The organism is Streptomyces sp. NPDC025784 (assembly GCF_055558435.1).
The window spans coordinates 165127-189493 of record NZ_JBVHMN010000008.1 but is presented as its reverse complement, the minus strand read 5'-3'; the positions used below and the strand labels follow the sequence as shown (position 1 = coordinate 189493).

Genomic DNA, 24367 nt, shown 5'->3' with positions numbered 1-24367 from the left:
CGGCATACATACCCCCAACCATCAGGCCGCCCCCCATTGCGGTCGTAGAAGGAAGTTCCGACCCGTGAGTCTCGTGACCCTCCTCCCGTTCATCGTGCTCATCGGGGCCATGTTCCTGATGACCCGGTCGGCCAAGAAGAAGCAGCAGCAGGCTGCGCAGATGCGCAACGACATGCAGCCCGGCTCCGGTGTCCGCACGATTGGTGGCATGTACGCAACCGTCAAGGAGGTCAACGAGGACACGGTCCTCCTTGACGCCGCCCCGGGGGTCGACCTGCTCTTCGCGAAGAACGCGATCGGCGCCGTCCTCACGGACGACGAGTACAACCGCATCGTCCACGGCATCGAGCACGACCTGAAGGCCGACGGTGCCGTCGTCCCGGACGACGCCTCCTCCCTCACCGAGACCGACGAGCCCGCCGCCGACGCCTCTTCCGACGCCTCCGACGACAAGCCCCTCGACCTCGGCAAGAAGGACGCGGCGGACGAGCCGGCCGACGAGCCCGCCGAGGCGAAGGCCGACGACGCCGGCGCAGCGGAGCTGAAGAAGACCGACGGCGAGGCCGACGCGAAGTAGTCACGACCCGGGTGCGCGGCGCGACCCGCTCGCGCCCCGCGCACCCGGGACGTGCTGTTCTCGCACGGAGTCCCGACACCATGTCATGGCCGCCCGCGCGCTGACCCGGCGCACGGTGGCCCGAGAGGGAGTACGAGAAGGTGGCAGCACCGAAGAAGGGCCGGAGCGCGAGCGCCCAGAGCAGGCCGGGGCGCTCGCTGGCCCTCATCCTGATCGCCATCGCGGCGCTCACCGGGGGGATGTTCCTCTCCGGGCACCCCACCCCGCGTCTCGGCATCGACCTCGCCGGCGGCACCAGCATCACGCTCGAGGCGAAGAACGAGCCCGGTCAGCCCAACGCGATCAACAAGACCAACATGGACACAGCGGTCGACATCATGAACCGCCGTGTCAATGGTCTCGGCGTGTCCGAGGCGGAGGTCCAGACGCAGGGCGACAGGAACATCATCGTCAACATTCCCAAGGGCACGAATTCCAAGCAGGCCCGGGAGCAGGTCGGCACCACCGCAAAGCTCTACTTCCGTCCGGTCCTGACCACCGAGGTCTCCGGAACCGACGCGTCGGCCAGCCCGTCGCCGAGCACCAGCTCGTCGAACAAGGCCACCGACAAGGCGACGGACAAGGCGACGTCGTCGAGCTCCGCGACGCCGTCGGCCAGTGCCACCTCCCAGGGCCGCGCGGTCAGCGACGCCCTGAAGGCCGACACCACGCCGTCCGCGAGCGGCTCCGCGAGCACGTCGCCCTCCTCCAGCGCGTCGCCGTCGGCGAGCAGCAGCGTGGACCCGGGCACGGCCAAGCTCCAGGCCCAGTACGCCGCCCTCGACTGCACCGACAAGGCGGTCCGCGCCACGGCCGGTGACGGCGTCAAGCCGTCCGACCCCACCGTGGCCTGCGGCCAGAACTCGTCGGGCCAGTGGCAGAAGTACATCCTCGGCCCGGCCGAGGTGTCCGGCACGGACATCAAGAAGGCCGCCGCGGTCTACGACACGCAGAGCGCCGCGGGCTGGAAGGTCACCATGGACTTCACGTCCGGTGGCTCCAAGAAGTTCGCCAGCATCACCGGCAAGCTCGCCCAGAACCAGTCCCCGCAGAACCAGTTCGCCATCGTGCTCGACGGCGAGGTCGTCTCCGACCCGTACGTCAACCAGGCGCTGACCGGCGGCAACGCGGAGATCTCCGGAAGCTTCAGCCAGACCGAGGCCCAGGACCTGGCCAACATGCTGAAGTACGGCGCCCTGCCGCTCACCTTCAAGGAGGCGAGCGTCACCACCGTGACCGCCGCGCTCGGTGGTGAGCAGCTGCACGCCGGCCTGATCGCCGGTGCGATCGGCCTCGGCCTGGTCGTCATCTACCTGGTGGTCTACTACCGGGGCCTGTCGCTCATCGCGATCGCGTCCCTGCTGGTGTCGGCGGTCCTCACCTACGTGATCATGTCGCTGCTCGGTCCGACCATCGGCTTCGCGCTGAACCTCCCGGCCGTCTGCGGTGCGATCGTCGCGATCGGTATCACGGCGGACTCGTTCATCGTGTTCTTCGAACGTATCCGTGACGAGATCCGCGAGGGCCGCACCCTGCGGCCCGCCGTCGAGCGCGCCTGGCCGCGCGCGCGGCGCACCATCCTGGTCTCCGACTTCGTGTCGTTCCTCGCCGCCGCGGTGCTCTTCATCGTCACGGTCGGCAAGGTCCAGGGCTTCGCGTTCACGCTCGGCCTGACCACCCTGCTCGACGTGGTCGTCGTCTTCTTCTTCACCAAGCCGCTGATGACGATCCTCGCCCGCAGGAAGTTCTTCGCGAGCGGCCACAGCTGGTCCGGTCTCGACCCGAAGCGACTGGGCGCCCAGCCGCCGCTGCGCCGCACCCGTCGCGCGTCCGCCCCCGTCGACACGAAGGAGGCGTGAGATGTCGAAACTCGGCACCCTCGGCGCCCGGCTCCACCGCGGCGAGATCGGCTACGACTTCGTCGGCAAGCGCAAGATCTGGTACGGCATCTCGATCCTGATCACCATCACGGCCATCCTCGGCCTGACGGTGCGCGGCCTGAACATGGGCATCGAGTTCCAGGGCGGAGCCGTCTTCACCACCGAGAAGACCAGCGTCTCGGTCACGCAGGCGGAGACGTTCGCCGAGGAGGCCTCCGGCCACGACGCGATCGTCCAGAAGCTCGGCAACGGCGGTCTGCGCATCCAGATCGCCGGCATCGACACCGACAAGTCCGACCAGATCAAGGACACGCTGGCCAAGGACCTGAACGTCAACGCCGAGAAGATCAACGCCGACCTGGTCGGCCCCAGCTGGGGTGACCAGATCGCCAACAAGGCCTGGCAGGGCCTGGCGATCTTCATGGTCCTCGTGGTGATCTACCTGGCCATCGCCTTCGAATGGCGCATGGCCGTCGCCGCGCTGGTCGCCCTGATCCACGACATCACCATCACGGTCGGCATCTACGCCCTGGTGGGCTTCGAGGTCACCCCGGGCACCGTGATCGGTCTGCTGACGATCCTCGGTTACTCGCTCTACGACACGGTCGTCGTCTTCGACAGCCTCAAGGAGCAGACGAAGGACATCACCAAGCAGACCCGCTTCACCTACAGCGAGATCGCCGACCGCTCGATCAACGGCACTCTGGTCCGGTCGATCAACACCACGGTGGTCGCGCTGCTCCCGGTCGCGGGCCTGCTGTTCATCGGTGGCGGTGTCCTCGGCGCGGGCATGCTCAACGACATCTCGCTGTCGCTGTTCGTCGGCCTCGCCGCCGGTGCGTACTCGTCGATCTTCATCGCCACGCCGCTCGTCGCCGACCTCAAGGAGCGCGAGCCGCAGATGAAGGCCCTGCGCAAGCGGGTCCTCGCCAAGCGGGCCCAGGCCGCCGCCAAGGGCGAGTCCCTGGAGCCCCAGGCCGCCGGAGCGCCGCTGGACGACGAGCCGGACGACGTCGCCCCGGCGGTCGTCGGCCCGCGCAACCAGCCCGCGTCCCGCAACCGCGGCCGCGGCCGTCCCTCGGGGAAGCGCCGATGACGGGCATCGAGGAACTGTTGCTCAGCCGCATCCGCGATGTGGCCGACTACCCGGAGCCGGGTGTGATGTTCAAGGACATCACCCCGCTTCTGGCGGACCCGGCCGCTTTCGGGGCACTCACCGACGCCCTCGCCGACATCGCCGTGCGCAACGGCGCGACGAAGATCGTCGGCCTGGAGGCCCGGGGCTTCATCCTCGGTGCTCCGGTCGCGATCCGTGCCGGGCTCGGCTTCATCCCGGTCCGCAAGGCGGGCAAGCTGCCCGGTGCGACGCTGTCGCAGGCGTACGACCTGGAGTACGGCTCCGCCGAGATCGAGGTGCACGCCGAGGACCTGAGCGCGGGCGACCGTGTGCTCGTCGTCGACGACGTCCTGGCCACCGGCGGCACCGCCGAGGCCTCCCTCCGGCTGATCCGCCGGGCGGGCGCCGAGACCGCGGGTGTCGCCGTGCTGATGGAGCTCGGCTTCCTGGGCGGCCGGGGCCGTCTGGAGCAGGCGCTCCAGGGAGCTCCGCTGGAGGCGCTCCTCAAGGTGTGAGCGGAGCCAGGACGCCGAGTCCGGCCGCCCCGTGGGAAAACCCCCGGGAAAGGTCCGGGAAAGGCCCTGGAAAGCCCTGAGGCACCCGTAGGACACCGCGGAGGCGGGCCCCGGAGGAATCCGGCGCCCGCCTCTTGCGTTGCTTCTGTATGAGGCCGTCCCAACGGCCGACAGCGAGTCCGACGCCCAGGATCGCTACCATGGGATCTCCGGAGCCTGACCGGGGGACCCGGAACGCGCACGAGGAGCCCTCTTGCCAGACGAGGCCCAGCCACTCGCCCCCAGCGCCGAACGCCTGGGAGTCACCCCGTCCGCGAAGCCCGAGCGTGCCTCGGCGCCCGCGGACAGGCCCGCCAAGAACACCACCGGCGGGCCGGTCGAGCATGCCCAGGCGGCGCCCGACCGCAAGACGGCCGAGCAGCCACGTCCCAAGCCCGCCCCTCCCGAGCGCCCCTCCGGCACGTCGGCGGTCCGCCCCGCGCCGGGCCAGCCCGCGCGCAGCGGCGGTTCCTCCAACCGCGTACGCGCCCGCCTCGCCCGTCTCGGCGTCCAGCGCTCCAACCCGTACAACCCGGTTCTGGAGCCCCTGCTGCGGATAGTGCGCAGCAACGACCCGAAGATCGAGACGGCCACCCTCCGGCAGATCGAGAAGGCCTACCAGGTCGCCGAGCGCTGGCACCGCGGCCAGAAGCGCAAGAGTGGCGACCCGTACATCACGCATCCGCTCGCCGTGACCACCATCCTCGCCGAGCTCGGCATGGACCCGGCGACGCTGATGGCGGGCCTGCTGCACGACACCGTCGAGGACACCGAGTACGGCCTGGACACCCTGCGCCGCGACTTCGGCGACCAGGTCGCCCTTCTCGTCGACGGCGTCACAAAGCTCGACAAGGTCAAGTTCGGCGAGGCCGCGCAGGCCGAGACCGTACGCAAGATGGTCGTCGCCATGGCCAAGGACCCCCGCGTCCTGGTCATCAAGCTCGCCGACCGCCTGCACAACATGCGCACCATGCGCTACCTCAAGCGCGAGAAGCAGGAGAAGAAGGCGCGCGAGACCCTGGAGATCTACGCGCCGCTCGCCCACCGCCTGGGCATGAACACCATCAAGTGGGAGCTGGAGGACCTCGCCTTCGCGATCCTCTATCCCAAGATGTACGACGAGATCGTGCGCCTGGTCGCCGAGCGCGCCCCCAAGCGCGACGAGTACCTCGCCATAGTGACCGACGAGGTCCAGTCCGACCTGCGGGCGGCCCGGATCAAGGCGACGGTCACCGGACGCCCGAAGCACTACTACTCCGTCTACCAGAAGATGATCGTCCGCGGCCGTGACTTCGCGGAGATCTACGACCTGGTGGGCATCCGCGTCCTGGTCGACACCGTCCGGGACTGCTACGCCGCTCTCGGCACCGTGCACGCGCGATGGAACCCGGTCCCCGGCCGGTTCAAGGACTACATCGCGATGCCCAAGTTCAACATGTACCAGTCGCTGCACACGACGGTGATCGGCCCCAACGGCAAGCCGGTCGAACTGCAGATCCGCACCTTCGACATGCACCGCCGCGCCGAGTACGGCATCGCCGCGCACTGGAAGTACAAGCAGGAGACCGTCGCCGGCACCTCCAAGATCCGCACCGACGTGCCCCGGGCCGCGAAGGGCAGCGCCGGCCAGGACACGGTCAACGACATGGCGTGGCTGCGCCAGTTGCTCGACTGGCAGAAGGAGACGGAGGACCCGAGCGAGTTCCTGGAGTCCCTGCGCTTCGACCTGTCCCGCAACGAGGTGTTCGTCTTCACCCCCAAGGGCGACGTCATAGCGCTTCCGGCAGGTGCCACACCGGTCGACTTCGCGTACGCGGTCCACACGGAGGTCGGCCACCGGACGATAGGCGCACGCGTCAACGGACGCCTGGTCCCGCTCGAATCCACCCTGGACAACGGCGACTTGGTGGAGGTGTTCACCTCCAAGGCCACCGGCGCGGGCCCCTCCCGCGACTGGCTTGGCTTCGTGAAGTCGCCGCGCGCGCGCAACAAGATCCGCGCCTGGTTCTCCAAGGAGCGCCGCGACGAGGCGATCGAGCACGGCAAGGACGCCATCGCCCGTGCGATGCGCAAGCAGAACCTGCCGATCCAGCGCATCCTCACCGGCGACTCCCTGGTCACCCTCGCGCACGAGATGCGCTACCCGGACATCTCGTCCCTGTACGCGGCGATCGGCGAGGGCCACGTCACCGCGCAGAGCGTCGTGCAGAAGCTGGTGCAGGCACTCGGCGGCGAGGAGGCGGCCACCGAGGAGATCGACGAGGCCGTTCCGCCGGCTCGCGGACGTGGCCGCAAGCGCCGCTCCAACGCCGATCCGGGTGTGGTCGTCAAGGGCGTCGAGGACGTGTGGGTCAAGCTCGCCCGCTGTTGTACGCCGGTGCCGGGCGACCCGATCATCGGGTTCGTCACGCGCGGCAGCGGCGTCTCGGTGCACCGCAGCGACTGCGTCAACGTCGACTCGCTGTCCCGTGAGCCGGAGCGCATCCTCGACGTCGAGTGGGCGCCCACGCAGTCCTCGGTCTTCCTGGTGGCCATACAGGTCGAGGCCCTGGACCGCTCGCGGCTCCTGTCGGACGTCACACGTGTCCTGTCGGACCAGCACGTGAACATCCTGTCCGCGGCCGTGCAGACGTCCCGCGACCGGGTCGCCACCTCGCGCTTCACCTTCGAGATGGGCGACCCCAAGCACCTGGGGCACGTCCTGAAGGCGGTCAGGGGCGTCGAGGGCGTGTACGACGTCTACCGCGTGACCTCGGCCCGCAGGCCGTAACGGCGGGCCGCGCCCGGACGGCACACGAGAGGGGCTCCCGTACGCACCGTACGGGAGCCCCTCTCGTGTCGCCGATGGGTCAGCCGCCGAACTCCTGCAGACCCTTCAGGGCCTGGTCGAGCAGCGCCTGACGGCCGTCGAGCTCCTTCTGGAGCTTGTCGGCCTTCGCGGTGTTGCCCGCGGAGCGCGCCGCCTCGATCTGGCCCTGCAGCTTGTCCACGGCGGCCTGGAGCTGTCCGGTCAGACCCTCGGCACGCGCGCGTGCCTCCGGGTTGGTCCGGCGCCACTCGGCCTCCTCGGACTCCTGGAGAGCCCGCTCCACCGCGTGCATCCGGCCCTCGACCTTCGGGCGGGCGTCGCGCGGCACGTGACCGATGGCCTCCCAGCGCTCGTTGATCGAGCGGAAGGCGGCGCGGGCCGCCTTCAGGTCGGTCACCGGGACGAGCTTCTCGGCCTCCTCGGCCAGCTCCTCCTTGAGCTTCAGGTTCTCCGACTGCTCCGCGTCGCGCTCGGCGAAGACGGAGCTGCGGGCCGCGAAGAACACGTCCTGGGCGCCGCGGAAGCGGTTCCACAGGTCGTCCTCGTGCTCGCGCTGCGCCCGGCCCGCGGCCTTCCAGTCCGCCATCAGCTCGCGGTAGCGGGCGGCCGTCGGACCCCAGTCCGTCGAACCGGACAGCGCCTCGGCCTCGGCGACCAGCTTCTCCTTGGTCTTGCGGGCCTCCTCGCGCTGCGCGTCCAGCGACGCGAAGTGCGCCTTGCGGCGCTTGGAGAACGCCGAGCGCGCGTGCGAGAAGCGGTGCCACAGCTCGTCGTCCGACTTGCGGTCGAGCCGCGGCAGGCCCTTCCAGGTGTCCACCAGCGCGCGCAGCCGTTCGCCGGCCGCCCGCCACTGGTCGCTCTGCGCGAGCTCCTCGGCCTCGACGACCAGCGCCTCTTTGGCGTGCCGCGCCTCGTCGGACTGTTTGGCCCGCTGGGCCTTGCGCTCCTCGCGGCGCGACTCGACCGTCTCGACGAGCTTGTCCAGCCGTCCGCGCAGCGCGTCCAGATCACCGACCGCGTGGTGGGCGTCCACCTGCTCGCGGATGTGATCGATGGCGGTCTGGGCGTCCTTCGCCGACAGGTCGGTGGTCTTCACTCGCTTCTCGAGGAGGCCGATCTCGACAACCAGGCCCTCGTACTTGCGCTCGAAGTAGGCCAACGCCTCCTCGGGGGAGCCGGCCTGCCAGGAACCGACGACCTGCTCGCCGTCGGCCGTACGCACGTACACGGTCCCCGTCTCGTCGACGCGGCCCCACGGGTCGCTGCTCACAGCGCCTCCTCCACATGATGCCTGCGAGGGGCGTCGTAGCCCCCTGGCATCGTCCACAGTTTCGTCACCGCCAACATAGGCGACCAGCGGGTTGCCTGTCCGCATCCCGCGCGACCGAAGTTCCCCTGTTGACGGTCAGGATTTGGTGATGGTCGCCTTGTCGATCACCACGGTCGCGTTCGGTGCGGTGTTGCCGGTCTGAGGATCGGCGGGCTGCGCACCGGCGGCGGCGATCTTCTTGAGGACCTTCATCCCCGCCTCGGACACCGTGCCGAACGGTGTGTAGTCGGGCGACAGCTGACTGTCCTGGTAGACCAGGAAGAACTGGCTGCCACCGGTGTTGCGGCCCTTCTGCGTCTGGGGGTTGTACTGGTTGGCCATCGCGACGGTGCCCGCCGGATACACGTTGCCCTTCAGGCTTTTGTCCTTCAGGTTCTCGTCCGGGATGGTGTACCCGGGACCGCCGGCGCCGGTGCCCTGCGGATCGCCGCACTGGAGCACGTAGATGCCGTCGGTGGTGAGCCGGTGGCACTTGGTGTGGTCGAAGTAGCCCTTGCCGGCGAGGAAGTCGAACGAGTTGACCGTGTGCGGGGCCGCCGAGGCCTTCAGCGCGATGTCTATGTCACCGCAGGTCGTCGCCATCTTCATCGTGTAGTCCGCGGACTTGTCGATGGTGAGCCCCGGCTCCTTCTTCCAGCTCAGCTGCTTCACCTTGCCCTCCGCGGCCTTCTCGCACGGGTCGGGCGCCTTGCTCGTCGCCGAGGGGGTCGGCGTCACCTCCGCGCCCGCGTTGGCCTTCTTGTCGTCGTTCTTGAAGACCCCGGTCGCGTACGACACGACACTGCCCACCACGACCACGCCGAGCACCGAGGCGACGATCGCGTTGCGCGTGTGCGTCTTGCGCCGTGCGGCCGTACGCCGCTGCTGCTGTCGCAAGAACTTCTCCCGGGCGAGCTGACGCCGCCGCTGTTCCTGGCTGACCACCGGGTTTTCTCCTCATGCGTCTCGTACGTCAAGTGGGACGCGTGCGTCTTGTGAGCCGACCGCCTGCGTGTGCCCCGTACCGTATATGGGTTCGCTGAGGAATCGGCAGCGCCGGTAGGCTCTGACCACAGCCGCCCACCCCGTACGACACCAGCGCGTACGCCACCACGAAGGACGATCGTGCTCATTGCCGGGTTCCCCGCCGGGGCCTGGGGGACCAACTGTTACCTGGTCGCCCCCGCCGCGGGTGAGGAGTGCGTGATCATCGACCCGGGCCATCAGGCCGCCCAGGGAGTCGAGGACGCACTCAAGAAACATCGGCTCAAGCCCGTCGCGGTCATCCTGACCCATGGCCACATCGACCACGTCGCCTCGGTCGTCCCGGTCTGCGGAGCGCACGACGTACCGGCCTGGATCCACCCCGAGGACCGGTACATGATGAGCGACCCGGAGAAGGCGCTCGGCCGTTCCATCGGCATGCCGCTGATGGGCGAGCTGACCGTGGGGGAGCCCGACGACGTCAAGGAGCTCTCCGACGGCGCGCGGCTGGAGCTGGCGGGCCTCGACCTCTCCGTCGCGCACGCGCCCGGCCATACCAAGGGGTCGGTGACGTTCCGGATGCCGGAGGCCGCGGACATCCCGTCCGTGTTCTTCTCCGGGGATCTGCTCTTCGCCGGCTCCATCGGACGCACCGACCTGCCCGGCGGCGACATGGCCGACATGCTCGACTCGCTGGCCCGTGTGTGCCTGCCGCTCGACGACTCGACCGTGGTGCTGTCCGGCCACGGCCCCCAGACGACCATCGGCCAGGAGCGCGCCACCAATCCGTATCTGCGGCAGGTGGCCGCCGGCCAAGGGAGCGTGGACGCTCCCCGACGAGGAATGTGACGAGAGACTTTCCGTGAGCACCTTCAAGGCCCCCAAGGGCACGTACGACCTGATCCCGCCGGAGTCCGCGACGTATCTGGCCGTCCGCGAGGCCATCGCCGCACCGCTGCGCAACTCCGGCTACGGCTACATCGAGACGCCCGGCTTCGAGAACGTCGAACTGTTCGCGCGCGGCGTCGGCGAGTCCACCGACATCGTGACCAAGGAGATGTACGCCTTCGAGACCAAGGGCGGCGACCGGCTGGCCCTGCGTCCGGAGGGCACCGCCTCCGTACTGCGCGCGGCGCTGGAGGCGAACCTGCACAAGGCGGGCAACCTCCCCGTCAAGCTCTGGTACTCGGGCTCCTACTACCGCTACGAGCGCCCGCAGAAGGGCCGTTACAGGCACTTCTCGCAGGTCGGTGCCGAGGCGATCGGTGCCGAGGACCCGGCTCTGGACGCCGAGCTCATCATCCTGGCGGACCAGGCCTACCGGTCGCTCGGACTGCGCAACTTCCGGATCCTGCTGAACTCGCTCGGCGACAAGGAGTGCCGCCCCGTGTACCGGGCGGCCCTGCAGGACTTCCTGCGCGGCCTCGACCTGGACGAGGACACCCTGCGCCGCGCGGAGATCAACCCGCTGCGCGTCCTCGACGACAAGCGGGACGACGTGCAGAAGCAGCTGGTCGGCGCGCCGCTGCTGCGGGACTACCTGTGCGACGCGTGCAAGGCGTACCACGAGGAGGTGCGCGAGCTGATCACCGCCGCGGGCGTCTCCTTCGAGGACGACCCGAAGCTGGTGCGCGGGCTCGACTACTACACCCGGACGACCTTCGAGTTCGTCCACGACGGCCTGGGCTCCCAGTCCGCGGTCGGCGGAGGCGGGCGTTACGACGGTCTCTCCGAGATGATCGGCGGTCCCGCGCTGCCGTCGGTGGGCTGGGCGCTGGGCGTCGACCGCACGGTCCTCGCCCTGGAGGCCGAGGGCGTCTCGCTCGAACTCCCCGCGTCGACCAGTGTGTTCGCGGTGCCGCTCGGCGAGGAGGCCCGCCGGGCGCTCTTCGCCAAGGTGACGGAGCTGCGCAGGAGTGGCGTCGCCGCCGACTTCTCGTACGGCGGCAAGGGGCTGAAGGGCGCGATGAAGAACGCCAACCGGTCCGGGGCCCGTTACACGGTCGTGGCCGGTGAGCGCGATCTCGCCGAGGGTGTCGTGCAGCTCAAGGACATGGAGTCCGGCGAGCAGGTCGCGGTGGGCCTCGACGACCTGGTCGCCGAGCTGACGTCCCGGCTGGGCTGAACCGCCACCCGGGGCCCCGGCCCCGGACCCCGCTCCGGGAACGCCGGAGGGGCCGAGCACCGGCCCCTCCGGCGTTCGGGAGCCGGCGGGAGCGCGGGACGACGGCCTCGGGACCTGCGGGCAGCGGTCGCGCCGTCCCGGTCACGTCGAGCGCGGACTCGTGCCGGGCGGCAGCGCGGGGTGGACGTCCCGGAGCCGGAACGAGCGCTCCCGGTCTGCGATCCGCCCGAACTCCCGGTCACCCGCCTGTTCCAGGACCCTCGCCGACTCGGGCAGGAGCACCCCGTGGGAGGGACGTCGAGCCGCCTGCGCCGGCTGCCCGGGAGTGACGTGATCCGGCTGGCGGCCTTCGTCGGGAGGCCGACCAGCACGATGATCTCCTCCGGATCACGGATATTCGGTCGATATCGGGTGAAATGCCGCATTGATTCGCGCACCGTCAACTCGGCGGGCGCCGATTCGTCCTGCCGGACGATCCCGGCCCGCGAGCGCCACGCGCGCGTGCCCGTCGAGGGGTCCGAAGGAGCGCCGGCACCTCGCCCGCGTCCCGCCCGCGGTTGCCCTGGAGGATCTCCACCGTGGTGCTCGTGTCGGCGCCGTTCGGCCCGAGCAGGCCGGACACCTCGCCCTGCCGTATGCCGAGATCGATGCCGTCGACGGCGGGCACGTCCCCGTACCGCTCGCGCAGCCTTCGTACGTCCACCGCGAGTTGCTTCGCGTGTGCCGTCATGCCGACGAGCCTCCCCCCGAACCGAACGTTCCGGGACCTCCGCGCGTACCTCCTTATGTCCAGCGAACGGTGGACACGGGGGAGGGTGCGGCACAATGACCGTGCCCGCAGGCCCCCTTCAAACTACGGAAACGGCGTGATGAGCAAGACGACAGTGAAGGACGTCTCGACCGGCCGGGAAGACAGCGTCGCCCCCCGCACGGCGGGCGGCAGCCGCGCGTTCGCCCTGATGCTGGTGATCACCGGAGCCGCCGGGCTGCTCGCCGCCTGGGTCATCACGATCGACAAGTTCAAACTGCTGGAGAACCCGAACTTCGTGCCCGGGTGCAGCCTGAACCCGGTGGTCTCCTGCGGCAACATCATGAAGAGCGACCAGGCCTCCGCCTTCGGCTTCCCCAACCCGATGCTCGGACTGGTGGCCTACGGCATCGTCATCTGCGTCGGCATGAGCCTGCTGGCCCGCGCGACCTTCCCGCGCTGGTACTGGCTGACCTTCAACGCCGGCACGCTCTTCGGCGTCGGATTCTGCACCTGGCTGCAGTTCCAGTCGCTCTACCGCATCAACTCGCTCTGCCTGTGGTGCAGCCTCGCCTGGGTCGCCACGATCATCATGTTCTGGTACGTGACCTCGTCCAACGTACGCAACGACTTCCTGCCCGCCCCCCGCTGGCTGAAGAGCTTCCTCGACGAGTTCACCTGGGTCCTGCCGACGCTGCACGTCGGCATCATCGGCATGCTGATCCTGACCCGCTGGTGGGACTTCTGGACCAGCTGACCCCGCCCCGGTCCCCGAGACCCGGGCCTGACGGCATTGTCAGTGGCGTGACATAGGGTTTTCCCCGTGGAGCCCGACCTGTTCACCGCCGCAGCCGAAGAACGCCAGGAGAAGGACCCGTCCAGCAGCCCCCTGGCCGTCCGGATGCGCCCGCGCACCCTCGACGAAGTCGTGGGCCAGCAGCACCTGCTGAAGCCGGGCTCCCCCCTGCGCAGACTCGTCGGCGAGGGGAACGGCGGGCCGGCCGGTCCCTCCTCGGTGATCCTCTGGGGTCCGCCCGGCACCGGCAAGACCACCCTCGCGTACGTCGTGTCCAAGGCCACGAACAAGCGCTTCGTGGAGCTGTCGGCGATCACCGCGGGCGTGAAGGAGGTACGCGCCGTCATCGACGGGGCACGCCGCGCCACCGGCGGCTTCGGCAAGGAGACCGTCCTCTTCCTCGACGAGATCCACCGCTTCAGCAAGGCGCAGCAGGACTCCCTGCTCCCGGCCGTGGAGAACCGCTGGGTCACGCTGATCGCCGCCACCACCGAGAACCCGTACTTCTCGGTGATCTCCCCCCTGCTCTCCCGCTCCCTGCTCCTCACCCTCGAACCCCTCACCGACGACGACCTGCGCGGCCTGCTGCGCCGCGCCCTCGCCGACGAGCGTGGCCTCAAGGAGACGGTCACCCTCCCCGAGGACACCGAGGACCACCTGCTGCGGATCGCCGGCGGTGACGCCCGCCGCGCCCTGACCGCCCTGGAGGCCGCCGCGGGCGCGGCGCTCGACAAGGGCGAGACGGAGATCGGTCTCCAGACCTTGGAGGAGACCGTCGACCGCGCCGCCGTGAAGTACGACCGCGACGGCGACCAGCACTACGACGTGGCGAGCGCCCTGATCAAATCCATCCGCGGCTCCGACGTCGACGCGGCGCTGCACTACCTGGCCCGGATGATCGAGGCCGGTGAGGACCCCCGCTTCATCGCCCGGCGCCTGATGATCTCCGCCAGCGAGGACATCGGCCTCGCCGACCCGAACGCGCTGCCCATAGCCGTCGCCGCCGCCCAGGCGGTCGCCATGATCGGCTTCCCCGAGGCCGCGCTCACCCTCAGCCACGCCACCATCGCCCTCGCCCTGGCCCCCAAGTCCAACTCCGCGACCACAGCGATCGGCGCCGCGATGGAGGACGTGCGCAAGGGGCACGCGGGCCCGGTGCCGCCGCACCTGCGCGACGGCCACTACAAGGGCGCGGCCAAGCTGGGCCACGCCCAGGGTTACGTGTATCCGCACGACCTGCCCGAAGGCATCGCGGCTCAGCAGTACGCGCCGGAGGAGCTCAAGGACCGCGAGTACTACACCCCGACCCGGCACGGCGCCGAGGCGCGGTACGCGGACGCGGTGGAGTGGACCCGCAAGCATCTCGGGCGGGGCAGACCCTGACACCGGCCCGGCGCACCCGCCGGTCGAGAGGGGCCCGGAACCCCCTGTAGGATGACCCGCAGCGCTGCGTCCCGTGTCCGACTCCGGTCGGCACCACCAGAACGGGACATCAAGCCGGAGCCCCCGCCTTCACGGGGGGATTCCAGGAGCGTCGCGCACCGTCGAAGGTGTCGCGGGCAGCCCACCACCACCCGGTCACCGGGACGGTCGGTGGGCCACTCGCGTGCTGCACGTATGTGCCCAGACCAGGGAGCGGCTGCCCGGCAGGTCCGCAAGGACCCGCAGGGTTTCCCAGGCTGCGGATGCGACCTCCCCTAACCCTGGTGAAGCCGTATTCAGATCAGAAACATGAGGTGTTTGGTTCATGGCGAACCAGTCCCGCCCCAAGGTCAAGAAGTCGCGTGCCCTCGGCATCGCGCTGACCCCGAAGGCCGTCAAGTACTTCGAGGCCCGTCCCTACCCGCCGGGTGAGCACGGCCGCGGCCGCAAGCAGAACTCGGACTACAAGGTCCGTCTGCTCGAGAAGCAGCGTCTGCGCGCGCAGTACGACGTGTCCGAGCGCCAGCTCGTCCGCGCCTACGAGCGTGCCGCCAAGACTCAGGGCAAGACCGGTGAGGCTCTGGTCATCGAGCTCGAGCGCCGTCTCGACGCGCTGGTCCTGCGTTCGGGCATCGCCCGCACGATCTACCAGGCCCGCCAGATGGTCGTCCACGGCCACATCGAGGTCAACGGCCAGAAGGTCGACAAGCCCTCGTTCCGTGTCCGTCCCGACGACGTCGTGATGGTCCGCGAGCGCAGCCGCGAGAAGCCGCTGTTCCAGGTCGCGCGTGAGGGTGGCTTCGCCCCCGACGGCGAGACCCCGCGCTACCTCCAGGTGAACCTCCGCGCCCTGGCCTTCCGCCTGGACCGTGAGCCGAACCGCAAGGAGATCCCGGTGATCTGCGACGAGCAGCTCGTCGTCGAGTACTACGCCCGCTGATCCACCTGCGGACGTAGCACCACCTGCGCGTCAGCCCGTCGTCTCCCCGCCCTTGGAGGTGGGCGAGACGGCGGGCTCGCGCATGTCCGGGGGCAGCCGGGGCGGCGACGGGACCGCACCGAGCGGCGGCGGCCCCGTCCGGCCCAGCGCGCGGACCACCGCCGCCTCCCGCCCGAGCAGCGCACCCTCCCGGACGTACTCCGCGTACCGCGCGTCCCCCAGGTGCTGCCGGGCCAGCGCCTCGCACCGCTCGTGCGGCGCGTTGTAGTACGTCGAGCCGAAGAGCGGCAGACCCACCGACGGCCACATCCGCGACGCCGCCCCCTGGAGCACCGCCGCCTCGGCCGGATCGCCCTCCACCGCCGTGACCAGGGCGAGCACCTCCACCGCGAGGACGGTGCCGAGCAGATCGTGGAACGTGTGCGCGATGGCCAGGCACTCCCGCAGCAGCTGCCGGGTCCGCGCCGCGTCGCCCTCGGCCAGCGACTGGTACGCGAGGACGAACAGCGCATAGGCCAGGGCCCAGCGCTCCCCATGGTCCTCGCAGACCCGCCGGACGTCCTCGCACAGCCTCACCGCGCCCGGCAGATCACCCTGGAAGGCCAGCGTCATCGCGAGTTCGACCTGTCCCATCAGCACATTGCTGTTCAGCTCGCCGATCTCGTGATACCTGTCCAGCGCCGAGCGCAGCAGGGTCTCCGCGCGCGCCATGTCGTCCGTCACCAGGGCCAGACAGCCGGTGCGATGCTCTGCGTAGGCCACCGCCGTGGCGTTCCCGGTGCGCTCCGCCTCCTCCCGGCACTCCTGGAGCGCGGACAGCGCGGGCACCGTGTCGCCCTGGAGGACCGCGATGTAGCCGAGCACCCACAGCGCCTTCAGCCGCGACCGGTCGCGGTCGCCGTCCAGGTCCACGCTGCGCTCGAGCCAGTGCCGGCCCTCCGAGAGCCGCCCGCAGCCGACCCAGTAGAACCACAGGGTGCCCGCCAGATACTGGCCCAGATGCGCGTCGCCCGGCTCGGTCAGACAGTGCTCCAGGGCGCGGCGCAGATTCGGCAGCTCCGACTCGACGCGCGCGGCGACCTCGCCCTGCCGGGGGGAGAACCAGTCCAGCTCGCACCAGGTGGCCAGGCCCATGTACCAGTCGCGATGGCGGCGGCGGAGCCGGTCGGCGTCGCCCGTCGCCTCCAGCCAGTCCGCCCCGTACGCCCGGACCGTCTCCAGCATGCGGTAGCGCACACCCGCCACCGTCTCCTCGCGCGACAGCACGGACTGCGCGAGCAGCTCTCCCAGCACGTCGAGGACGGAGTCGGCGGCCAGTCCCTCGCCACTGCACACGTACTCCGCGGCCTCCAGGTCGAACTGCCCGGCGAACACCGACAGCCGTGACCACAGCAGCCGCTCCTCGGGCGTGCACAGCTCGTGGCTCCAGCCGATCGCCGTGCGCAGCGTCCGGTGCCGCGCCGCGGCGTCGCGCGCACCCCCGGTCAGCAGCCGGAAGCGGTCCTCCAGCCGGGAGAGCAGCTGTGCGGGGGAGAGGGCGTTCAGACGTCCCGCCGCCAGTTCGACGGCGAGCGGGATCCCGTCGAGGCGCCGGCACAGCTCCGCCACCTCCGACCGGTTGCCGTCGTGCACCGCGAAGCCGGGCAGCCGGGCCGCTGCCCGGTCCGCGAACAGCTCGGCGGCGTCGGGCCCGGGCAGCGGCGCCAGCGGGAACAGCCGCTCGCCCGCGACACCCAGCGGTCTGCGCCCCACGGCCAGTACCCGTAGTGCCGGCGCCCCGCGCAGCAGCCCGCCCACCAGCGAGGCGCTCGCCTCCACCAGATGCTCGAACCCATCGAGAACCAGGAGGAGTTGACGGTCGGCGAGGTGGTCGAGGAGCGTCTCGCGCGGCGGTCGTGATGTCTGGTCCGTCAGGCCGAGGCCCTCGACGACCGCGTACTCGACGAGGCCCGGGTCGCGGATCGCGGAGAGGTCCACGCGCCACACCCCGTCGCGCCACTCGGCCCGGGCCGCGGCACGCGCCGCCAGTCTCGACTTGCCGACGCCTCCCATGCCGGTGACGGTCACCAGCCGCGCTACACCCAGGGCCCCGGCCAGCCCGGCCAGTTCGGCCGAGCGCCCCACGAACGCGTCGAGTTCCAGGGGCAGATTGCCGGGCACCGGACCACCGGCGCCCCGAGGACGGTGAGAGCGCTGCATGGGACACGGAGAGTACTGATCCGTAAGCGTTCCGTACAATCACTTCCCGCAACTCCGCACGGGGCGGGCGGTAATGCGGTACGGAGCGGCGGCCCCGGCGCGATAGGCTCGGGGGACGACTTTTCGATGTTCAGGCATGCAGTCAGGGAGCGGGTGCACAGTGTCCGGTGGAGAGGTGGCCGGGATCCTCGTGGCCGTCTTCTGGGCGATCCTGGTCTCCTTTCTCGCCGTCGCCCTGGCGAGGCTGGCCCAGACGCTCAGGGCGACGACCAAGCTCGTCGCGGACGTGACCGAACAGGCAGTCCCGCTCCTGGCCGACGCGTCCGCCGCGGTGCGGTCCGCGCAGACGCAGATCGACCGCGTCGACGCCATCGCGTCGGACGTCCAGGAGGTCACGTCGAACGCGTCGGCGCTGTCGACCACCGTCGCCTCCACCTTCGGCGGCCCCCTGGTGAAGGTCGCGGCGTTCGGCTACGGCGTGCGGCGTGCCATCGGAGGCCGTCGTGAGAATGTGCCCGAGAAGGCCCCCCGACGTACCGTGATCGTGGGCCGCACCGTCCCGTCCGCGCGACGGAGCAAGCGGAAGAAGGACTGACGCAGCGATGTTCCGCCGTACGTTCTGGTTCACCGCCGGCGCAGCCGCGGGTGTGTGGGCCACCACCAAGGTCAACCGCAAACTCAGGCAGCTGACCCCGGAGAGCCTCGCGGCGCAGGCCGCGAACAAGGCGATCGACGCGGGCCACCGGCTCAAGGAGTTCGCGCTCGACGTCCGCGACGGCATGGCCCAGCGAGAGGCCGAACTCGGCGACGCCCTCGGACTGAACCACCGCACCGACGCCGAGCTCCCCGCGCAGCGGGGCATCGCCGCCATCGGCAACGACAAGCAGATCAAGTACATCGAGAACACGACGTACTCGTACAACCGGAATGAGGACCACTGATGGAGTCGGCTGAAATCCGCCGCCGCTGGTTGAGCTTCTACGAGGAGCGCGGTCACACCGTCGTCCCTTCGGCGTCGCTCATCGCGGACGACCCGACTCTGCTCCTCGTCCCCGCCGGCATGGTGCCCTTCAAGCCGTACTTCCTCGGTGAGGTCAAGGCGCCGTGGTCGCGCGCCACCAGCGTGCAGAAGTGCGTGCGCACACCCGACATCGAAGAGGTCGGCAAGACCACGCGCCACGGCACGTTCTTCCAGATGTGCGGCAACTTCTCCTTCGGCGACTACTTCAAGGAAGGCGCCATCACCTACGCCTGGGAGCTGCTCACCACGCCCCAGGACAAGGGTGGTTACGGACTCGACCCCGAGCGTCTGTGGATCACGGTCTACCTCGACGACGACGAGGCCGAGACCATCTGGCGCGACAAGATCGGCGTCCCGGCCGAGCGCATCCAGCGTCTGGGCAAGAAGGACAACTACTGGTCCATGGGCGTCCCGGGCCCCTGCGGCCCGTGCTCCGAGATCAACTACGACCGCGGCCCCGAGTTCGGCGTCGAGGGCGGCCCGGCCGTCAACGACGAGCGGTACGTGGAGATCTGGAACCTGGTCTTCATGCAGTACGAGCGTGGCGAGGGCACCTCGAAGGAGGACTTCGAGATCCTCGGCGAGCTGCCCAGCAAGAACATCGACACCGGTCTCGGCATGGAACGCCTCGCCATGATTCTGCAGGGCGTGCAGAACATGTACGAGATCGACACCTCCATGGCCGTCATCAAGAAGGCCACCGAGCTGACCGGCGTGGAGTACGGCGCCGCCCACGACTCCGACGTCTCCCTGCGCGTGGTCACCGACCACATGCGGACGTCCGTGATGCTCATCGGTGACGGCGTGACCCCGGGCAACGAGGGCCGCGGCTATGTGCTGCGCCGCATCATGCGCCGTGCCATCCGCAACATGCGCCTGCTCGGTGCCACCGGTCCGGTCGTCAAGGACCTGATCGACACCGTGATCGCGATGATGGGCCAGCAGTACCCCGAGCTCACCACCGACCGCGAGCGCATCGAGAAGGTCGCCCTCGCGGAGGAGGCCGCCTTCCTCAAGACCCTGAAGGCCGGCACCAACATCCTCGACACCGCCGTCACCGAGACCAAGCAGTCCGGTGGCACGGTCCTCGCGGGCGACAAGGCGTTCCTGCTCCACGACACCTGGGGCTTCCCGATCGACCTCACCCTGGAGATGGCCGCCGAGCAGGGCCTCTCCGTGGACGAGGACGGCTTCCGCCGCCTGATGAAGGAGCAGCGGGAGCGCGCCAAGGCCGACGCCCAGGCCAAGAAGACCGGCCACGCCGACCTCGGTGCCTACCGGCAGATCGCCGACGCCGCCGGCGAGACCGACTTCATCGGCTACGACCGCACCGAGGGCGAGTCGACGATCGTCGGCATCCTCGTCGACGGCGCGTCCTCGCCGGCCGCCACGGAGGGCGACGAGGTCGAGATCGTCCTCGACCGCACCCCCTTCTACGCCGAGGGCGGCGGTCAGATCGGCGACACGGGCCGCATCAAGGTCGACTCCGGCGCCGTCATCGAGATCCGCGACTGCCAGAAGCCCGTGCCGGGCGTGTACGTCCACAAGGGTGTCGTCCAGGTGGGCGAGGTCACCGTCGGCGCCAAGGCCCAGGCCTCCATCGACGTCCGCCGCCGCAAGGCCATCGCCCGCGCCCACTCGGCCACGCACCTCACGCACCAGGCCCTGCGCGACGCCCTCGGCCCGACGGCCGCCCAGGCCGGTTCGGAGAACCAGCCCGGTCGCTTCCGCTTCGACTTCGGCTCCCCGTCCGCCGTACCGACGGCCGTGATGACCGACGTCGAGCAGCAGATCAACGAGGTGCTGGCCCGCGACCTGGACGTCCAGGCCGAGATCATGAGCATCGACGAGGCCAAGAAGCAGGGCGCCATCGCCGAGTTCGGCGAGAAGTACGGCGAGCGCGTCCGCGTCGTCACCATCGGTGACTTCTCCAAGGAGCTGTGCGGCGGTACGCACGTCCACAACACCGCCCAGCTCGGCCTGGTCAAGCTGCTCGGCGAGTCGTCGATCGGCTCCGGCGTGCGCCGCATCGAGGCCCTGGTCGGCGTCGACGCCTACAACTTCCTCGCCCGCGAGCACACGGTCGTCGCCCAGCTCCAGGAGCTGATCAAGGGCCGTTCGGAGGAGCTCCCGGAGAAGGTCTCCGCCATGCTCGGCAAGCTGAAGGACGCCGAGAAGGAGATCGAGAAGTTCCGCGCGGAGAAGGTCCTCCAGGCCGCCGGCGGTCTCGTCGACTCCGCCAAGGACGTGCACGGCGTCGCCCTCGTCACCGGCCAGGTGCCGGACGGCACGACCGCCGACGACCTGCGCAAGCTGGTCCTCGACGTGCGCGGCCGTATCCAGGGCGGACGGGCCGCGGTGGTCGCCCTGTTCACCACGGTCAACGGCAAGCCGCTGACGGTCATCGCCACCAACGAGGCCGCCCGCGAGCGCGGCCTCAAGGCCGGTGACCTCGTCCGCACGGCCGCCAAGACCCTCGGCGGCGGCGGTGGCGGCAAGCCGGACGTCGCCCAGGGCGGCGGCCAGAACGCGGCCGCGATCGGCGAGGCCATCGACTCGGTCGAGCGCCTCGTCGCCGAGACCGCCAAGTAGAGAACGGTCAGGACCATGCGCAGAGGACGTCGACTTGCGATCGACGTCGGGGACGCCCGCATCGGGGTCGCCTCGTGCGACCCCGACGGGATCCTCGCCACTCCGGTGGAGACGGTCCCGGGGCGTGACATCCCCGCCGCCCACCGTCGGCTGAAGCAGCTCGTCGAGGAGTACGAGCCGATCGAGGTGGTCGTGGGGCTGCCTCGCTCCCTCAAGGGGGGCGAGGGCCCGGCCGCGGTGAAGGTCCGCGCCTTCGCCCAGGAACTCGCCCGGGGGATCGCACCCGTCCCGGTGCGGCTCGTGGACGAACGGATGACCACGGTGACGGCGAGTCAGGGCCTGCGCGCCTCGGGCGTGAAATCCAAGAAGGGCCGGTCGGTCATCGATCAGGCGGCAGCTGTCATCATCCTGCAGCAGGCCTTGGAATCCGAACGGGTGTCAGGTAAATCTCCCGGCGAGGGCGTCGAAGTGGTCATCTGATCGCGATACGGTAACGTTCCGCGCGATGCGGTGGTCTTCGAACAGCCGCCGCACAGCAAAGAGGCGGACGGGAGCCGGGCTCACCGCACCAGCAGCCGCCGTCTCGCGGCTCGTAGGGGATCGATGACTGAGTATGGCCGGGGCGCAGGCTCCGAACCGTGGCATCCGGAGGACCCGTTGTACGGGGACGGCGGATGGGGAGGACAGGCCGCCGACGGCCAGTCCCCCTACGGCGGCCAGCCACAGCACTACCCACAGGAGCCGCAGCAGCAGGCGCAGTACGGCGGCTGGGGCACGGGTCACCAGGACACGTACGGCCAGGGGCAGCAGCAGTACCCGCACCAGGGCCAGCAGCAGTACCCGGACCAGCAGTACGCGGGTCAGGACCAGCAGTACGCGGGCCAGGGGCAACAGTACGTCGACCACGGGCAGCAGCAGTACGCCGGTCAGGGGCAGCAGCAGTACAGCGACGGCAGCTGGAACACCGGGTCGCACACCCAGGTCCCGTACGCCGCCGATCCGGCCGACCCGTACGGCGGCCAGTACAGCGGCGGGCAGCCCGACTACTACAACACTCCGGACGCCTATCCGCCGCCGGAGCCGCCGGCCCGTCGACGCGCCGAACCCGAGCCGAAAACGGACTGGGACCCGGGTCCCGACCAAGGCGAACACGCCTTCTTCGCCGGTGGCGGAGACGACGACGACTTCGACGACGACCCGCCGGGCCGCCGGGGCCGCGGCGACCGCCGTGGCAAGGGCGGGAGCAAAGGGAAGAAACGTCGCAGCGGCTGCGCCTGCCTCGTGGTCGTCCTGGTCTTCGGCGGAGGACTCGGCGGAGTCGGATATTACGGGTACCAGTTCTACCAGAATCGTTTTGGCCCGGCGCCGGACTATGCGGGAGAAGGCACCGGCGAGAGCGTGAACGTCCAGGTGCCCAAGGGCGCGGGCGGCGCGGAGATCGGGCGCCTCATGAGGGACGCCGGCGTCGTCAAGAGCGTCGACGCGTTCGTGTCGGCGTTCACCCAGAACTCCGAATCGGGCTCCATCCAGGCCGGCGCGTACACCATGAAGAAGCAGATGTCCGCCGCGAGTGCCGTGAAATGGATGCTCGACCCCAAGAGCCAGAACAACCTCACCATCGCCGAGGGCCAGCGGAACTCCGCGGTCTACGAGGCCATCGACAAGAAGCTCGCCCTCAAGGGCGGCACCACCGGCAAGGTGGCCCAGAAGGAGTACAAGAGCTTCGGGCTGCCGGACTGGGCGAAGGCCGGCAAGGATGTCAAGGACCCGCTGGAAGGGTTCCTCTATCCGGCCACGTATCCGGCCGCCAAGGGCATGAAGCCCGAGGACGTCCTGAAGAAGATGGTCGCCCAGGCCAACCAGAGGTACAACGAGCTCGACCTCAAGGGGAAGGCCAAGAGTCTCGGCCTGGAGAGCCCGTACCAGCTCGTCACGGTCGCGAGCCTGGTCCAGGCCGAGGGCAAGACGCACGACGACTTCCGCAAGATGGCCGAGGTCGTCTACAACCGCCTCAAGCCGACCAACACCGAGACCAACCAGCTGCTGCAGTTCGACTCGACCTTCAACTACCTGAAGAAGCAGAGCAACATCGACATCAGCGAGTCGGAGATCAACAGCAACCAGGACCCGTACAACACGTACACGCGCAAGGGGTTGCCGCCCGGCCCGATCGGAAACCCGGGCGACGAGGCGCTGCGGGCCGCGCTCAACCCGACGGACGACGGCTGGATCTACTTCGTGGCGACCGACGGCCAGAGCAACACCGAGTTCGCCAAGACCTACGCCGACTTCCAGAAGCTCAAGGAAAAATTCAATGACAGCTCGGGCAAGAACTGACGCCCGTCGGGCCGCCGTCCTCGGTTCCCCCATCGCGCACTCGCTGTCCCCGGTGCTCCACCGGGCCGCGTACACGGAACTGGGGCTCGGCGACTGGTCGTACGACCGCTTCGAGGTCGACGAGGAGGCGCTGCCCGGGTTCTTCGCGGAGCTCGGCCCGGAGTGGGCCGGGCTGTCACTGACCATGCCGCTCAAGCGGGCCGTCATGCCGCTGCTCGACGAGATCAGCGACACGGCCGCCTCCGTCGAGGCCGTCAACACCGTGGTGTTCACCGAGGACGGGCGCAGCGTCGGCGACAACACGGACATCCCGGGCATGGTCGCCGCCCTGCGTGAGCGGGGCATCGAGGAGGTGGACTCCGCCGCCATCCTCGGCGCGGGCGCCACCGCGTCCTCCGCGCTGGCCGCGCTGGCCCGCATCTGCACCGGTGAAGTCGTCGCCTATGTCCGCAGCGAGGGGCGCGCCGCTCAGATGCGGCAGTGGGGCGAGCGGCTCGACGTCGAGGTGCGGACCGGGGACTGGGCGGACGCCGAGCAGGCGCTGCGCGCGCCGCTGGTGATCGCCACGACTCCGGCCGGGACCACCGACGCGCTGGCCGCCGCGGTCCCGGAACGGCCCGCGACCCTCTTCGACGTGCTCTACGACCCGTGGCCCACGGACCTCGCGGCGCGCTGGTCCGCCTACGGCGGGGCCGTGGTCAGCGGACTCGACCTGCTGCTTCACCAGGCGGTCCTTCAGGTCGAGCAGATGACCGGGCGGTCGCCCGCTCCGCTCGACGCGATGCGCAAGGCGGGCGAGCACGCGCTCGCCGCCCGCTAGGGGGTAACGCGCACAACGGCTGGCGGCATTGCGCCAGTGCCCGTGATCGCGGAACCGTCACCGCGACGGCCTCCTACTGTTCCCAGCGGATGTTGCAT

Annotated in this window: 19 protein-coding genes and 1 pseudogene; 16 read left to right on the top strand and 4 right to left on the bottom strand. The window is 69.9% G+C overall.

The window, feature by feature from the left end:
• Window positions 1-64 precede the first annotated feature (64 nt).
• The 5 genes from yajC to ACZ4IF_RS19895 all read left to right on the top strand — a co-directional run bounded on the left by yajC (window position 65) and on the right by ACZ4IF_RS19895 (window position 6937).
• On the top strand, window positions 65-577 hold the full coding sequence (gene yajC / locus ACZ4IF_RS19915) for a preprotein translocase subunit YajC (RefSeq protein WP_359502456.1): 513 nt from the start codon (window positions 65-67) through the stop codon (window positions 575-577).
• Between the two features lie 140 nt (window positions 578-717).
• Complete coding sequence (gene secD / locus ACZ4IF_RS19910) at window positions 718-2475, top strand: protein translocase subunit SecD (protein WP_467564536.1); 1758 nt, start codon at window positions 718-720, stop codon at window positions 2473-2475.
• A 1-nt stretch (window position 2476) separates the two neighbouring features.
• Entirely contained in the window at window positions 2477-3592 is a 1116-nt protein-coding gene (gene secF / locus ACZ4IF_RS19905) for a protein translocase subunit SecF (RefSeq protein WP_467564534.1), read from the top strand.
• Window positions 3589-4128, top strand: a complete 540-nt coding sequence (locus ACZ4IF_RS19900) for an adenine phosphoribosyltransferase (protein WP_467564532.1) — start codon at window positions 3589-3591, stop codon at window positions 4126-4128. The genes secF and ACZ4IF_RS19900 overlap by 4 nt, the downstream gene beginning before the upstream one ends.
• Window positions 4129-4381: 253 nt before the next feature.
• On the top strand, window positions 4382-6937 hold the full coding sequence (locus ACZ4IF_RS19895; RefSeq protein ID WP_467564530.1) for a RelA/SpoT family protein: 2556 nt from the start codon (window positions 4382-4384) through the stop codon (window positions 6935-6937).
• 79 nt (window positions 6938-7016) lie between these two features.
• On the opposite strand, the gene ACZ4IF_RS19890 is transcribed toward ACZ4IF_RS19895, so the two are convergent.
• Both ACZ4IF_RS19890 and ACZ4IF_RS19885 read right to left on the bottom strand, forming a co-directional pair.
• On the bottom strand, window positions 7017-8246 hold the full coding sequence (locus ACZ4IF_RS19890) for a DUF349 domain-containing protein (protein WP_359502448.1): 1230 nt from the start codon (window positions 8244-8246) through the stop codon (window positions 7017-7019).
• A 135-nt stretch (window positions 8247-8381) separates the two neighbouring features.
• The gene (locus ACZ4IF_RS19885; RefSeq protein ID WP_467564527.1) at window positions 8382-9230 is read right to left on the bottom strand and encodes a peptidylprolyl isomerase; all 849 of its coding nucleotides are present in this window, start codon (window positions 9228-9230) and stop codon (window positions 8382-8384) included.
• A gap of 180 nt (window positions 9231-9410) precedes the next feature.
• Between ACZ4IF_RS19885 and ACZ4IF_RS19880 the strand changes: the two genes are divergently transcribed.
• Together ACZ4IF_RS19880 and hisS are read left to right on the top strand one after the other, a co-directional pair.
• Window positions 9411-10118, top strand: a complete 708-nt coding sequence (locus ACZ4IF_RS19880) for an MBL fold metallo-hydrolase (protein WP_359502444.1) — start codon at window positions 9411-9413, stop codon at window positions 10116-10118.
• A gap of 13 nt (window positions 10119-10131) precedes the next feature.
• The gene (hisS, locus tag ACZ4IF_RS19875) at window positions 10132-11394 is read left to right on the top strand and encodes a histidine--tRNA ligase (protein ID WP_467564525.1); all 1263 of its coding nucleotides are present in this window, start codon (window positions 10132-10134) and stop codon (window positions 11392-11394) included.
• A 248-nt stretch (window positions 11395-11642) separates the two neighbouring features.
• Here the strand turns inward: hisS and ACZ4IF_RS19870 are convergent.
• A pseudogene (locus ACZ4IF_RS19870) lies at window positions 11643-12124 on the bottom strand (ATP-binding cassette domain-containing protein); the annotation flags it as partial.
• 139 nt (window positions 12125-12263) lie between these two features.
• Between ACZ4IF_RS19870 and ACZ4IF_RS19865 the strand changes: the two are divergent.
• From ACZ4IF_RS19865 to rpsD, 3 genes are all read left to right on the top strand, one after another.
• Window positions 12264-12899: a vitamin K epoxide reductase family protein gene (locus ACZ4IF_RS19865; RefSeq protein WP_467564523.1), complete on the top strand. Its 636-nt coding sequence runs from the start codon at window positions 12264-12266 to the stop codon at window positions 12897-12899.
• A 66-nt stretch (window positions 12900-12965) separates the two neighbouring features.
• On the top strand, window positions 12966-14321 hold the full coding sequence (locus ACZ4IF_RS19860) for a replication-associated recombination protein A (RefSeq protein ID WP_345647361.1): 1356 nt from the start codon (window positions 12966-12968) through the stop codon (window positions 14319-14321).
• A 364-nt stretch (window positions 14322-14685) separates the two neighbouring features.
• Entirely contained in the window at window positions 14686-15300 is a 615-nt protein-coding gene (rpsD, locus tag ACZ4IF_RS19855; protein WP_028803708.1) for a 30S ribosomal protein S4, read from the top strand.
• Window positions 15301-15330: 30 nt separating this feature from the next.
• On the opposite strand, the gene ACZ4IF_RS19850 is transcribed toward rpsD, so the two are convergent.
• Window positions 15331-17499, bottom strand: coding sequence for an ATP-binding protein (locus ACZ4IF_RS19850; RefSeq protein WP_467564520.1), 2169 nt, complete (start codon window positions 17497-17499; stop codon window positions 15331-15333).
• A 136-nt stretch (window positions 17500-17635) separates the two neighbouring features.
• Here ACZ4IF_RS19850 and ACZ4IF_RS19845 point away from each other — a divergent pair, with 136 nt between their 5' ends.
• From ACZ4IF_RS19845 to ACZ4IF_RS19820, 6 genes are all read left to right on the top strand, one after another.
• The gene (locus ACZ4IF_RS19845; RefSeq protein ID WP_095933040.1) at window positions 17636-18094 is read left to right on the top strand and encodes a DUF948 domain-containing protein; all 459 of its coding nucleotides are present in this window, start codon (window positions 17636-17638) and stop codon (window positions 18092-18094) included.
• Between the two features lie 7 nt (window positions 18095-18101).
• Entirely contained in the window at window positions 18102-18440 is a 339-nt protein-coding gene (locus tag ACZ4IF_RS19840; protein ID WP_345647352.1) for a DUF6167 family protein, read from the top strand.
• The gene (alaS, locus tag ACZ4IF_RS19835) at window positions 18440-21112 is read left to right on the top strand and encodes an alanine--tRNA ligase (RefSeq protein WP_467564517.1); all 2673 of its coding nucleotides are present in this window, start codon (window positions 18440-18442) and stop codon (window positions 21110-21112) included. The genes ACZ4IF_RS19840 and alaS overlap by 1 nt, the downstream gene beginning before the upstream one ends.
• A 15-nt stretch (window positions 21113-21127) precedes the next feature.
• Complete coding sequence (gene ruvX, locus ACZ4IF_RS19830) at window positions 21128-21592, top strand: Holliday junction resolvase RuvX (protein WP_028803703.1); 465 nt, start codon at window positions 21128-21130, stop codon at window positions 21590-21592.
• A gap of 123 nt (window positions 21593-21715) precedes the next feature.
• Complete coding sequence (mltG, locus tag ACZ4IF_RS19825; RefSeq protein WP_467564515.1) at window positions 21716-23449, top strand: endolytic transglycosylase MltG; 1734 nt, start codon at window positions 21716-21718, stop codon at window positions 23447-23449.
• The gene (locus tag ACZ4IF_RS19820; RefSeq protein WP_467564513.1) at window positions 23427-24269 is read left to right on the top strand and encodes a shikimate dehydrogenase; all 843 of its coding nucleotides are present in this window, start codon (window positions 23427-23429) and stop codon (window positions 24267-24269) included. Before mltG ends, ACZ4IF_RS19820 begins: the two co-directional genes overlap by 23 nt.
• Window positions 24270-24367: the final 98 nt, after the last annotated feature.

Bases quoted from the DNA above. Each gene is read 5' to 3' on its own strand.
- ACZ4IF_RS19850 (WP_467564520.1), bottom strand. From the start codon at position 17,499: ATGCAGCGCTCTCACCGTCCTCGGGGCGCCGGTGGTCCGGTGCCCGGC.
- alaS (WP_467564517.1), top strand. From the start codon at position 18,440: ATGGAGTCGGCTGAAATCCGCCGCCGCTGGTTGAGCTTCTACGAGGAG.
- ruvX (WP_028803703.1), top strand. From the start codon at position 21,128: ATGCGCAGAGGACGTCGACTTGCGATCGACGTCGGGGACGCCCGCATC.
- ACZ4IF_RS19900 (WP_467564532.1), top strand. From the start codon at position 3,589: ATGACGGGCATCGAGGAACTGTTGCTCAGCCGCATCCGCGATGTGGCC.
- ACZ4IF_RS19845 (WP_095933040.1), top strand. From the start codon at position 17,636: ATGCAGTCAGGGAGCGGGTGCACAGTGTCCGGTGGAGAGGTGGCCGGG.
- rpsD (WP_028803708.1), top strand. From the start codon at position 14,686: ATGGCGAACCAGTCCCGCCCCAAGGTCAAGAAGTCGCGTGCCCTCGGC.
- ACZ4IF_RS19820 (WP_467564513.1), top strand. From the start codon at position 23,427: ATGACAGCTCGGGCAAGAACTGACGCCCGTCGGGCCGCCGTCCTCGGT.
- ACZ4IF_RS19840 (WP_345647352.1), top strand. From the start codon at position 18,102: ATGTTCCGCCGTACGTTCTGGTTCACCGCCGGCGCAGCCGCGGGTGTG.
- secF (WP_467564534.1), top strand. From the start codon at position 2,477: ATGTCGAAACTCGGCACCCTCGGCGCCCGGCTCCACCGCGGCGAGATC.
- ACZ4IF_RS19865 (WP_467564523.1), top strand. From the start codon at position 12,264: ATGAGCAAGACGACAGTGAAGGACGTCTCGACCGGCCGGGAAGACAGC.
- mltG (WP_467564515.1), top strand. From the start codon at position 21,716: ATGACTGAGTATGGCCGGGGCGCAGGCTCCGAACCGTGGCATCCGGAG.